This is a genomic window from Burkholderia catarinensis, assembly GCF_001883705.2.
In the GTDB taxonomy this organism is placed as follows: Bacteria; Pseudomonadota; Gammaproteobacteria; order Burkholderiales; family Burkholderiaceae; genus Burkholderia; species Burkholderia catarinensis.
Genome location: NZ_MDEQ02000031.1, coordinates 1 through 12538, shown reverse-complemented (window position 1 = coordinate 12538; position 12538 = coordinate 1). Strand labels below are relative to the sequence as shown.

Here is a 12538-nt window from a genome sequence, read left to right as displayed (position 1 = left end):
CATGGCAAGCGTAGTACTGAGAGGCGTGTCGAAGGCGTACGGCAGCGGTCTGCCGATCGTGCGGGATGTCGATCTCGACATCGCGGAAGGGGAGTTCTGCGTGTTCCTGGGTGCATCGGGCTGCGGGAAATCGACGTTGCTGCGCATGATCGCCGGGCTCGAGGACATCACGGACGGGGAAATCTTCATCGGCAACAGGCGGATCAACGAGGTGCCGCCCGCGCGGCGCGGCGTGTCGATGGTCTTCCAGAGCTATGCACTGTTTCCTCACATGACCGTCTATGAAAACCTGTCGTTCGGACTGACGCTGTCGCGCGTCGACAAGGCGACGATTCGCGACAAGGTGCTCGGTGCGGCGCGCGCGCTGCAGATCGAACACCTGCTCGATCGCAAGCCGCGGGCTCTGTCGGGTGGGCAGCGGCAGCGTGTCGCGATCGGACGGGCGATCGTGCGCGAACCGGGCGTCTTCCTGTTCGACGAACCGCTGTCCAATCTCGATGCAGCGTTGCGCGTGCAGACGCGCCACGAGATCGCGCGCATTCACCGCGAGATCGGCCGCGTATCGACGATCTACGTGACGCACGACCAGGTGGAAGCGATGACGCTCGCCGACCGTGTCGTGCTGCTCAATTCGGGCGAGGCGACGGGTCAGCACGGCAGTCTCGCGCAGGCCGGATCGCCGCTCGAGCTCTATCACCATCCGCGCAATCGCTTCGTTGCCGGGTTCATCGGTTCGCCGAAGATGAATTTCATCGACGCGGTGCTGGTCGACGCCGGGGAGCGGCAGGCGCGGGTGCGTATCGCGAGCGGCGAAATGCTGTCGGCCTGCGTCGATGCCCGTCGATTGCGCCCGGGCGAACCGCTCACGCTCGGCATTCGCCCGGAGGATTTCGCGCTCGGCAGCGAGAGGCAGCATCTCGTGCGCGAGGCGACCTGGCAGGAGCGGCTCGGCGAAGCGACCTACGTCTACCTGCGCGGCGACGACGCGGGGCAGCAGTGGATCGCCAGGCTGCCCGGCACGACGAACGTCGGTGCGGGCCACCGTCTTTCACTGTTCATGCCGCCCGACAAGCTGCATGCGTTCGACGGCAGCGGGCAGGCACTGCGGCGCTGCATCGACGAGGAAGCGCCGCTGTTGGCCTCGTACGCGTGACCCGGACGCAATCAACGCAACGATACAAGCGGCGCGACGCCGCCGCGAACCACAAGGAGGAGATCCCCATGAATACGCGAACGAACGTGTTGAAGACCGTGTTGTGCACATTGGCGACCACGGCCGCATTGAATGCCGGCGCCGCTACCCTCGTCATCAACACCGATACGTCCGATGTCGCGGTGAAGGCCGCGTTCGACGCCGCGGTGGACGGCTTCAAGGCGGAAAATCCCGACGTCGAGGTCAAGGTCAACCGCTTCGACCACGATGCGTACAAGACAGCGATCCGGAATTTTCTGACCGCCGACGCGCCCGATGTCGTGAACTGGTATCCGGGGCACAAGATGGAGCCGTTCGTGCGCGCGAAGCTCTTCGAGGACGTATCCGATCTGTGGGCGAAGGGGAATCTCGACGTCAAGCTCAAGTCGGCGGCGGCGGCGATGACGCTGGATGGAAAGAAGTGGGGCATCCCGTACACGTATTACCAGTGGGGCATCTATTACCGGAAGGACATCTTCGCGAAGTTCGGCATCGAGCCGCCGAAGACGTGGCAAGAATCGCTCGACGCGTGCGCGAAGCTCAAGGCGAACGGCATCACGCCGTTCGTCATCGGCACGAAGGAACCGTGGACGAATCTGGCGTGGTTCGATTACCTCGACCAGCGCGTGAACGGCTTTCCGTTCCACATGGCGCTGACGAGCGGCAAGGTGCCGATGACGGACCCGCGCGTCAAGGCCGTGTTCGATCGCTGGGATCAATTGACGAAGCCGGGTTATTTCCTTGCCAATCACGCGTCGTACACGTGGCAGGAGGCGGCCGCGTCGCTCGCGCAAGGAAAGGGTGCGATGTACCTGATGGGCAACTTCGTGGTGGCGCCGATGAAGCAGGCCGGCCTCGGCCCGGACAAGCTGGGCTTCATGCCGTTCCCGACGATCGATCCCGCGGTGCCCCGCGCGGAGGAGGCGCCGATCGAGTCGATCCACATCCCCGCCAACGCGCGGAACAAGGCCGACGCGCGCCGCTTCCTCGCCTACATGGCGCGCGCCGACGTGCAGGCCCGGTTCGGCGAGCGCACCGAGGAACTCCCCGTCAACCAGGATGCGCCGCCGCCGGGCGATCCGTATCTGAAGGCAGGCGCGGCGCTGCTCGCGAAGGCGCAGGGGCTTTCGCAGTTCTTCGACCGGGATGCCGCGCCCGAGCTGACCCAGGCCGCGATGGACGGATTCGAGCGATACATGCTGAAACCCGACACGCGCGGCGAAGTGCTCGACCGGCTGGAGCAGGTTCGCCAGCGCGTCTACAAATAACGATCGAATCGTGCCCCGGACGGATGCGGTGCCGCGTTCGTCCGCCACCGGAGGCTTCGTGCAATCCACTGCCACATCCGTCGGCGCCCCGCGCGTCACGTTCTGGGAGCGTCACCAGCGCGCGATCGCGCCCTGGCTGTTTCTCGCGCCCGCACTCGTGTTGTTCGCCGTCTACGTCGTCGTTCCGATCGTCCGCTCGATCGGCTTCGGCTTCTATGCGTGGGACGGCTTGAGCACGCCCCGCTTCGTCGGCCTGGGCAACTACTTCGAACTCCTTCTGGATCCCGATTTCTGGACGGCGTTCAGGAACAACGTCATCTGGCTGGTCGGCTTTCTGCTGGCCGTTCCTGCCGGCCTGTTCTTCGCGCTGTTCCTCAATCAGAACGTGTTCGGGATGCGGGCCGTCAAGTCGATGTTCTTCTTTCCGTTCGTGATCTCGCAGGCCGTGATCGGACTCGTGTTCGGCTGGTTCTACGATCCGTCCAACGGCATGCTGTTCCACGTGCTCCACTGGTTCGGCATCCCGCCCGTGGCCGTGCTGTCCGACGAGCGCTACGTCACGTACGGCATCGTTGCCGCGGGGCTCTATCCGCAGATCTCGTACTGCATGATTCTCTATCTGACGGGCCTGTCGAACGTGCGGGCCGACCTGATCGAGGCGGCCCGCCTCGAAGGCGCGCACGGCTGGTCGATGCTGCGTCGCGTCGTTCTGCCCCAGTTACGGCCCGCGACCTTCGTCGCGATCGTCGTGACGGTCGTCGGCGCGCTGCGCAGCTTCGACATGGTGTCGATCATGACCCAGGGCGGCCCGTACGGATCGTCGAGGGTGCTCGCCTATTACATGTACGAACAGGCGCTCGGCGACTACGGCTATCGCGTCGGCTACGGCTCGGCGATCGCGACGATCCTGTTTCTGCTGATGCTCGTCTACATCGGCTTCGTCATCGTTCGCGTCTACACGCAGGAAAAGGAGCTCGCCTGAATGTTTCCCACACCGATCGAACAGGCCAGCCGTTCCGCGCAATGGCTGTACCGCGCCGTGCTTGCCGTCGCGCTCGTCGTCTGGCTGCTGCCGCTTCTGGCCGTCGCGCTGACGTCGATTCGCGGGTCCGCCGACATCTTCGCCGGCAACTACTGGGGGTGGCCGAGCGAGTGGCGCGTCGTGGAAAACTATCGCGCCGTGTTCACGGATACGCCGCTGGCGCGCTATCTCGTCAACACCTGCCTGATCACGCTGCCCGCGGTGATCGGCGCGGTGGCCCTCAGCTGCATGGCCGGCTTCGCGCTCGGCGTCTATCGGTTCAGGCTGAACCTGCCGGTCTTTTTCCTGTTCCTGGCCGGCAACTTCGTGCCGTTCCAGATCCTGATGATCCCGGTCCGCCTGATGAGCCTGCAACTGGGGCTCTACAACTCCGTGCCGGGCCTTGTGCTGTTCCATGTCGCGTTCAATACCGGCTTCTGCACGTTCTTCATGCGCAATTTCATCATCGAGCTGCCGCGCGAGCTGATCGAAGCGGCCCGCATGGACGGAGCGACCGAGTTCCAGGTCTTCTACAAGGTCGTGCTGCCGCTCGTGCGGCCGGCAATGGCGGCGATCTCGGTACTGGTCTTCACCTTCGTGTGGAACGACTACTTCTGGGCAACGGTGCTGGTGCAGGGCGATCACGCGATGCCGGTCACGGCAGGGCTGAAGACGCTGAGCGGCATCTGGGTCGCTCAATGGCATCTCGTCGCGGCCGGGTCGATCGTCGCGGCCCTTCCGCCTGTCCTGATCTTTTTCTTCAAGCAAAAGCACTTCATTGCCGGCCTCACGATGGGGGCCACCAAAGGGTAAGACCTATGTTCGATACGAAACTGGTGTGCCTGAACGGCTCCAACGTCTGCATTGCACTGGAGGAGTCATCCGGCATGCCGCCGATATGGCGTCACTTCGGCGCGAAACCCGACGAACGCGCCGGCTTCTGGCGCGCAGCGAGCGCGCGACCGCACCCGCCTACGGTGCTCGACGGCGATCCGCCGTTCACGGTTCTGCCGACACACGGATTCGGCTGGTTTCACCAGCCAGCACTGGCAGGAGCCCGCCCGGGGACGGACGGCGACACGGACTGGGCGCAGCAATTCCGTCTCGACGAAGTTCGCCGAAACGAACACGGCATGGTGCTGAAGCTGAGCGACGAGCAAGCTGCGTTGGGCGTGACGCTCGGTTATGCGATCGACCCGGCGTCGGACGTCGTGACGATGTGGGCCGAGGTGGAGAACCGCGGGGAAACGCCGTTTCGCGTGGACTGGCTTGCCGCAGCGTCGGTGCCGTTGCCGCCCGAAGCAGACCAGGTACTGGGTTTCTCCGGGCGCTGGACACTGGAGTTCCAGGAAACACGCGAGCGCCTGGGCGTCGCGACGTGGCGCCGCGACAACCGGCGCGGTCGTACTTCCCACGACTCGTTTCCGGGCGTGATGATCGGTTCGTCGCTCGGGGACGATGAAGGCCATGTTTATGGCGCGCATCTCGGATGGAGCGGAAACCATTCGATCGTCGTCGAACCCATGGCCGACGGTCGTCGGCAACTCCAGTTGGGCGAGTGGCTGGCCCCGGGCGAGGTCGTGCTGCGTCCCGGGCAACGCTATCGCACGCCGTGCGCATACCTGTCGTATGGCGAGTGTGGCCTGAACGGACTGAGTGCCGGGTTTCATCGCTTCGTTCGCGCGCACATGCTGAACTCGCCGCAGCAGCCCATGCGCCCGCGTCCCGTCATGCTCAATACCTGGGAGGCCGTGTATTGCAAGCATGACCCGGCGGATCTCGAGGAACTGGCCGGTGCCGCCGCGCGTCTGGGAGTCGAGCGCTTCGTGCTCGACGACGGCTGGTTTCATCGACGCAACAACGATCGCGCGGGGCTGGGCGACTGGTGGCCCGATGCCGACAAGTATCCGAGCGGGCTTGCGCCGCTCGTCGAGCGCGTGCGCGGCCTCGGTATGGAATTCGGGATCTGGATGGAGCCGGAGATGGTCAATCCGGATAGCGAGCTGTATCGCGCCCATCCCGAGTGGGTGCTCCGGCTCGACGGCAGGCCGCTGGTGACGGGGCGCAACCAGCTGGTGCTCGATCTCTCGGAGCCCGATGTGGAGGCGCATCTTTTCGAGCGGGTCGGTGCTTTGTTGCGCGAGCATCCGATTTCCTACGTCAAGTGGGACATGAATCGCGATCTTGCGACCGCGGGCCATCGCGGCCTCGCGGCCTACCGTCGCCAGACCTGTGCGTTCTATGCATTGCTGGGCCGGCTGCGTCGCTCGTTTCCGTCGGTGGAGATCGAGAGCTGCGCATCCGGTGGGGGGCGTGCCGATTATGGTGTGCTGGAATACGTTCAGCGGATCTGGACGAGCGATTGCAACGACGCGCTGACCCGGATCGACATCCAGCGCGGCTTCCTGCGTTTCTTTCCGCCCGAGGTGATGGGCGCGCACATCGGCGCGGAATGCTCTCATACGACGGGGCGACGGCATACGCTGGCATTCAGGGCCGCCGTCGCGATCTTCGGTCACCTCGGGCTCGAAATCGATCCGCGAACCTTCTCCGCCGAGGAATTCGACGAAACCCGCCGCTGGATTGCGCTGTACAAGACGTGGCGGCCGGTCCTGCACGGCGGAACCCTGCGGCAGGGGCATGCCGGAAGTGCGCTGTCGTGGACCCAGGCGGTCGCCGACGACGGGATGTCATCGCTGCTGGCGGTCTATCGATTGCACGAGGATAAAACGCGCTATGCATTGCCGCTGCGCATCGAGGGACTGCGGCGCGATGTCGTGTATCGCGCCCGCTTCCTTCATGTGCCCGTCGCGCCGCACTTCGTGCATCAGACCGACCTGTTTGAGGCGATGGCCGGCGAGGGCGCGGAGTTTTCGGGGGCGACGTTGCTGGACATCGGCGTGCCGCTGTCGCCGCTGCCGCCCGAATCGTGCACGCTGATCGCGCTGGAGCCGGTGAGGAACACGGCGTAAGCAGTCGGTTCGACGAGCCGTGCGTCGAGCGCCTGTTCGTGACGGTTCGTCAGCAGGGGGGGCGATCTCGTGCGGCTCGTCTACCCATGCTTCGCATCGCCGCCCGCGAGCGGGATCGATCGAGTTTGCTGCACTGCACGTTCTGCTGCGCCGAGAAGGATTGGTTCAGAACCACAAACGGACCGAACGGCTATACCGCGAAGAAGGCCTGTCGATTCGCTTGAAGTGTCGAAAGAAGCGCCCTGGCCATCTGCGCGTGGTGATGCCGATGCCCAATGTGGACAATGGACTTCGTTGCGGATGCGCTTGCGAATGGCTGGCGCGCTCGGATGTTGACCATCACCGAAACTTGGAACCGGGAGTGTCCACACACCGCGGTCGACTTCTCGCTGACGGGTGTACGCGTGGCGCGTGTGCTCGAGCAGTCAAGGCAACGACGATGTCTCGACCTGATTCAGGTTGATAACGGCCGGAATTCGTGAGCAAGGCACTCGACGCCTGGGTGCACAAGCATGGCGTCAAGCTGACGTTTATTCGCCGGGTGAGCCGGTGGAAAACGCGAACATTGAGCGCTTCAACGGCCGACTGCGCGAAGCGTGTTTGAACCAGTACGCGTCCGTCAGTCTCGACGATGCACGCAGGCGTATCGAAGCGTCGCGCATGGACTACAACTCGATGCGTCCGCAGAGTGCCTTGGGGCAACTGGCGCCGGACCCATTTCGGCAACTGCATCAACCGAACACCGACGAGCCACGAACTTACGAATGGTGTACTCGGCGGGGGTAAGGTCAGATCCGCCAGTCGGAAGTTTGCGGATCGCTTCGCGCTGCAGCTTTCGTGAAGCGTGATGACAACATCAGATCGAGAATCGATCGATATCGGGAGGCGGCGCAGATCGCTGATCGACTGCCTGCTCTGATTGGAATAGTGGGTGGCCCTCGGAATAGGGTGCTATTGGAACAAAAGTCCGTGCCGATGATAACTGTCAATATTGACAGGGATTGTTCCAATTCGAGTTGCTGCCGAGCAGCCGACAGCATCGCATCGCCTACCCGTTCCGTCCAGGGACGGGCGGATGATTTCTTACGCGTGACGCCATTTTGCCAACGTGGGCAGCTCGCGCTCGGTGGCCGCATCGTCCAGACGGGTCCAGCTATAAAACGTGCCGCCCCATCCCGGAACGGGTAGCGGGGTTGCGCAGTGAATGTCCGCGAGGCCCGGTCGATAGCCCTGAGCTGGCCAGAACAGCGGCATGATGCGGCGCGCTTCCATGCCGCGGCACAATTCGGCCGGTCCACCCGCGTCGGCCACGATATCGCAGTGGAACGACCAGTCCTCCTCGTTCCAGGCGAGAAAGACACTTGGCGCACCGGCGGCGTCAAACATCAGCACCGCGTCCTGATTGGGGCGCCAGTAGTATTCGACGATGCCTTCCCGCGCGGCCACCTCATCGATCAGCTTGACGATCCGCGGATCCCGGTAGGTCGCCCCCGCTTCATGCAGGCTGATGTGCCCGCGGGCTGCGCAGAACTTGCGTTTCGCGTTGTCCAGCACCGCTGCCAGCTTGCGGGCCATCTCGACGTCGGTTTTCTTCAGATAGCAATCGATCAGTCCCGCGTTGAATGCGTCCACCGCCTCGCGCTCATCGGCGACGCCGGTGAGCAGGATTTTCATGCAGTTCGCGTTGCGGATGGAGGCGAGAAACCGGATGCCGTCGACCTCCGGCATCGAATAGTCGACGACTACCGCGCCCACTGCCTCAAATCGGGCGAGATCGGTGAGCACATCATGGCCGATCGCATTTCCGCCGGTCTTCTCCGCACCAAAATAGTCCGCGGCGGTCGGCGGCATCTCCGCGTTACGCGACGATACGAAGTCGAGCGCCGCCCGCGGCTCCGTAAAAAAGCGGTTCAGGTGTTCGTCCGGAAATATGCCCCGCAGTGCCTGCAGGAAATCCGGATTGTCGTCGACAAACACCACGGACACGGGATAGAGCACCGGCTGCCTAACGAAGGATTGCATTCGAGTCTCGATAAATCAGCAAAGGAACGTGCGGTACCGGAGACGCATGACCGCGAACGACGGTCGCATTGCACGACCGCGCCAATTATCCGGCGAAAGTGCGACGCGCATCAACTGCTCCTCATCCGCGCATTCGCCACGTTTCGACCGCGCCGCTCAGCGGAAATGCACGGGGAGAATCGGGCCATTCCTTCTCGTTGAAGGAATGCGCCGCTACCGCCAGTAGCGACACAAGGAGTTATCCATGTTGACGCGAGACGCGATTCTTCACGTTCTTTCCAACGAAACGGCACATCTGTCCGAGAAAACCTTCCACCACGTGGTCGACATTTACCTCAAGGATTCCAATGCCTTCATGAACACCTATTTCTCACGCTATTTCGAATGGCAAGGCGTGTGCCGTGAACGCTGGTTTCACGAATGCATCCACAACAACCTGCTGGCGGCCGGCGGGTCGTTCGTGACGAAGCGCGCGCATCAGGAATACGTCCACGAGACGTTTCCGTTCCAGCGGGTCGACTGCTATCTCAATACGTTCGAGGTTCGGCAGTGTTCGGCCTATCTGCTGTTTCGCTTCTACGTTGACGGACGACAAGTGTCGCTGGGGTATCAGCAGATCGTGTTTGCCGGTTCCGACAAGCGGATCCGCCGGTTTCCGCCGGGCATCATCGAGCGGGTCAAGGCGTATGAACTGATCCTGCCGTCCGCCGCGAACTGAATGTGAGACAGCCTTACCCGATGCGATAGCGTCGGGTGGGCGCCGGCGGATCGCGCAATGCCCGGTCCGCCGGCGAACCGGGCTCCGGCAGCCGAATCGTGAACGTGGTCCGGACGCCGGGGACGGATTCACACGCGATGGTGCCGCCGAGCGCCTCGCATACGCGGCGACAGAAGCTCAAGCCCATGCCGGCGCCGCGACCGTGCGATTTGGTTGAGAAGAAGGCGTCGAAGATTCGAGGGAGCACATCGGGGGCGATGCCCGGGCCCGTATCGCTGAAACGCACCATGCAGTAACCGTTGCTGCGACGGGCCTCGATCTCGATCTGCCCACGGCCGTTTGCGTGGATCGCGTACAGGGCGTTTTTCAGCAGATTGAAGATGACGAAGATCACGAGCGAGTCGGATCCGGAGAACTGAAGGTCCGGATCGATCGAGTTGACCGATACGCGGTCTCGCTCACCCACACGGAAGGGAAAGCGATCCACCGCGGCGTCGACACAGGCCCGTATCGGACAGGCCGCGAAGCCGTGGCGATCGAGTCGGTCCAGCGTAAAGGACGCCAGGGACATTTCGACCACAGTACTCGTGGTGTCGACCTGGCGCCGGATCGACGACGCGAGCGTCGGCAGCCGCTCCAGCTGTTCAGGATACAAACCGTCGGCGCACAACCGGTGCTCCACCGCTAGCCGATACCCGCGCAGCAGCACCGGCAGGACGCTCCGCAGTTCGTCCGCGTGCAGGCCGATCGCCGCCAGCGGCGTGGCCACTTCATGCGCGACCGTCGCGGCCAGCAGATAGGGGCCCATCAGGCCATAGCGGACGATCGACGTTGCGAGAATCCCGAGACTGATCGCGATAACCAGCACCCCCACGGGATAGAACTCGACTCCGTAGTTCACCGCATAGTCGGTGGCCGCGAGCGAGTAGAGGCCCAGGCTGACGAGACATTGGGTGAGCAGTTGCCGGACGTCTCGCGCTCGCTCCTGTCGTCTTGCGTCGATCAGGAGCCAACCGCTGCGGCCGACCAGGAATACCGTCTGCGCGACGTGCAACGGATGCAGTGGGCCTGCCTTCGGATACGGGCCAAAGAAATGCAGGCGGAATCCATCGACGACCACATTGCTCGTGACCAGCAGCACAGCCAGCAGGACGCAGAGTCCGTAGGATGCGAACATGATCGGCCGCTCGTCCCGACGCGACACGATCTCCGTCACGAAATGGTAGAAGGTCGTCGGCAGAAAAAGGATGAACAGATAGCCTGCCTTGACTAACAAGTTGGCAACGTCCGCCTCGGTCGTCTGGAACAGGAAGGCCCACGTTCCCTGCCAGACGAAGGTCGTCGCGCACATCAAGACGAACGGGACGGATACGCGCGTGAGACCCTTGGTGGCCAGCACGTAGAGGCCAAACCCGAGAAACAAGGCAGAGACAAACGCGGGCAAGATCGAGTACATGATGCGTGAATCCACAATGTTCACTGGTCGCGCACCACTGAACTGTCTTGGCCGGTGCCATTCACCAGAGCAGCACGCAGCGGTAGGCGAGCGGGTGCGGCGGGTTTGTACATGGGGTCTCCCCGCATCACAATTGTCGATCACGCGCGCGACGGGTCCCGAACAGGATAGTCGAATGCCATCATGATGAGGAGTTGGCCATGGATTTCAACTTGGCCGCTACAAGCTATGTCCCCGCGATTGCATTCGTCATCGCGATCGCGCGAGCTATCGCAATGACGAATGTCAAGTACCGCGCCGCAACTAAAGCTGCTGACGATCGTGTGAAGCAGGAACTCGAACAGGACAACAGTCTACCCCGGGGAACTGCCCGACTGGCGGGTGAATCGTCATCGATTTGCAAGCGAATTCTCGAAGCAATCGCATCGATCGAGTACAAAATCTCGAATAATCGGCCGACCCGATACACCTGTCCGGGAGCCCGCGTTCCCTTTCATAAAGAATGACGTCAGACGGATAACAGATGCCTGCTTGCGGCAAGCACCGCATGCTACGCTTTAACACGGGGTTTCTCGAATATTTCGCGCCGCTCGAAAATTGCATGGATGACCAGATCGAAAGCGCCCTCGGATGAATGGGGGGCGAGCAGCGGATTTCATGGAACGACGATGTCGGCCGCCGCCCCGAAGAAGAAGGGCGCCGGCGTAAAGTCGCCGAAAAATGCGGTCTCCGGGGCGAAGCATATGGCGTGGCAATGTTAATTGTGCGAAGACCGCAGGGCATACTTCCGACATTAACTGCAAGCAAGGTAAGGGCGCCGGTCTGAAGCGGCTGGATGTTGATGCAACATTGGGAGTCGACGGGTTTAGGCCATGCGACGATGCGCTGGCGTTACCCAATGCGGCGTGAATAAAAATCAGACAGAGAGTATTCGATTTCACTGGATATTATTGTAGGCGCGGATCGGAATCCCTTATCACGCTTAATCAGGCTACCTCCGTGAAGTGCATCGAAATCAAGGGGATCCCGGAAAGGTAGAGGTTCAGTTGCTTCGGGCGTGGTTGCACGAGGCAAGATCGCACTGTGAAACCCATTGCGCCCGCTGCATCGCTCGATGGCCCGTTTCCGTTGCGTGGGATCCGGCTGCGACGCATGAATTTCTGTCGATTCGACGCCGGAAAACGTAACACCGGCAGACATAACATAAGCATCCGGACGCTGATTTGCCAACGTGTCACTCATAACAAGGAACTTCGATGGCGCATCGCATGTACATGTTCAATCTGCAAGACATCGGTCCGGTCGACACGCCATGTCTGAACATGGTGGAGTGGAACTACGACTTCCCGACGATGTTGAGTCCGCTGCTGGCGGTAGCGCCATTCGACAGGACCTACGGCGCGATACCGGGCGAGCAGTCGCTCGATCTGCCGCCGACTGATGCCCAGCCGTGCCGCTGCACGCATCGTCATCGTGATCGTCCCAGTCGCGTTCATCGTCGGCGCTCCCTCAGGGTGCAGACGATCAACCTACAAGCCAAAACACGACATTTTTATTTAGCGGAAACACGACATCTGAACTTGGGACCTACACCGGCCTAATGGATTATTTGACATAATGCTGATTATCACCGTCAAATTTTGTAGTGGCTAGATAGAAATGTCCGCTTTTGGCTACATAGAAATGTCCGCTTTCGTGCCGCGTAAGCTGTCCGGCCGCCGGGTGTCCGGCGCCGGAGGCTGCGATGGCTGCAACGGAGCGGATCACGATGACGATGCGGGAGCTGGACCGGTTCAAGGTCATTCAGGACGTAGCCGACGGCAAGCTCAAGCCATGGCGTGCGGCCGAACGGCTGGAGTTGACGACACGGCAGGTTCGCCGGCTGGTCG

Annotated in this window: 11 protein-coding genes; 9 read left to right on the top strand and 2 right to left on the bottom strand. The window is 62.3% G+C overall.

Annotated elements, in window-relative coordinates; genetic code table 11:
* Position 1 precedes the first annotated feature (1 nt).
* From BFF94_RS32470 to BFF94_RS38505, 6 genes are all read left to right on the top strand, one after another.
* Positions 2–1153, top strand: coding sequence for an ABC transporter ATP-binding protein (locus BFF94_RS32470; protein ID WP_128843599.1), 1152 nt, complete (start codon positions 2–4; stop codon positions 1151–1153).
* 68 nt (positions 1154–1221) lie between these two features.
* Positions 1222–2460 carry an ABC transporter substrate-binding protein gene (locus tag BFF94_RS32465; RefSeq protein ID WP_128843600.1) on the top strand — a complete coding sequence of 413 codons (1239 nt, stop codon included), beginning with the start codon at positions 1222–1224 and terminating at the stop codon, positions 2458–2460.
* A 58-nt stretch (positions 2461–2518) separates the two neighbouring features.
* The gene (locus tag BFF94_RS32460) at positions 2519–3442 is read left to right on the top strand and encodes a carbohydrate ABC transporter permease (RefSeq protein ID WP_162285546.1); all 924 of its coding nucleotides are present in this window, start codon (positions 2519–2521) and stop codon (positions 3440–3442) included.
* Positions 3443–4294, top strand: coding sequence for a carbohydrate ABC transporter permease (locus BFF94_RS32455; RefSeq protein ID WP_128843601.1), 852 nt, complete (start codon positions 3443–3445; stop codon positions 4292–4294).
* A 5-nt stretch (positions 4295–4299) separates the two neighbouring features.
* Positions 4300–6453, top strand: a complete 2154-nt coding sequence (locus tag BFF94_RS32450; RefSeq protein WP_128843611.1) for an alpha-galactosidase — start codon at positions 4300–4302, stop codon at positions 6451–6453.
* A 459-nt stretch (positions 6454–6912) separates the two neighbouring features.
* Entirely contained in the window at positions 6913–7239 is a 327-nt protein-coding gene (locus tag BFF94_RS38505; protein ID WP_128843602.1) for an integrase core domain-containing protein, read from the top strand.
* Positions 7240–7536: 297 nt separating this feature from the next.
* Here BFF94_RS38505 and BFF94_RS32440 read toward each other — a convergent pair whose 3' ends face one another.
* Positions 7537–8475 (bottom strand): response regulator, encoded by a 939-nt coding sequence (locus BFF94_RS32440; RefSeq protein ID WP_128843603.1) that lies wholly within the window; start codon positions 8473–8475, stop codon positions 7537–7539.
* A gap of 244 nt (positions 8476–8719) precedes the next feature.
* Between BFF94_RS32440 and BFF94_RS32435 the strand changes: the two genes are divergently transcribed.
* Positions 8720–9193, top strand: coding sequence for an acyl-CoA thioesterase (locus BFF94_RS32435; protein ID WP_128843604.1), 474 nt, complete (start codon positions 8720–8722; stop codon positions 9191–9193).
* Positions 9194–9206: 13 nt separating this feature from the next.
* Here BFF94_RS32435 and BFF94_RS32430 read toward each other — a convergent pair whose 3' ends face one another.
* Entirely contained in the window at positions 9207–10649 is a 1443-nt protein-coding gene (locus BFF94_RS32430) for a sensor histidine kinase (RefSeq protein ID WP_128843605.1), read from the bottom strand.
* A gap of 200 nt (positions 10650–10849) precedes the next feature.
* Between BFF94_RS32430 and BFF94_RS32425 the strand changes: the two genes are divergently transcribed.
* Together BFF94_RS32425 and BFF94_RS32420 are read left to right on the top strand one after the other, a co-directional pair.
* A complete protein-coding gene (locus BFF94_RS32425) occupies positions 10850–11155 on the top strand; it encodes a hypothetical protein (protein WP_128843606.1) in 306 nt (101 codons plus the stop codon).
* A 762-nt stretch (positions 11156–11917) separates the two neighbouring features.
* Positions 11918–12250, top strand: a complete 333-nt coding sequence (locus BFF94_RS32420) for a hypothetical protein (RefSeq protein WP_158061971.1) — start codon at positions 11918–11920, stop codon at positions 12248–12250.
* Positions 12251–12538 lie beyond the last annotated feature (288 nt).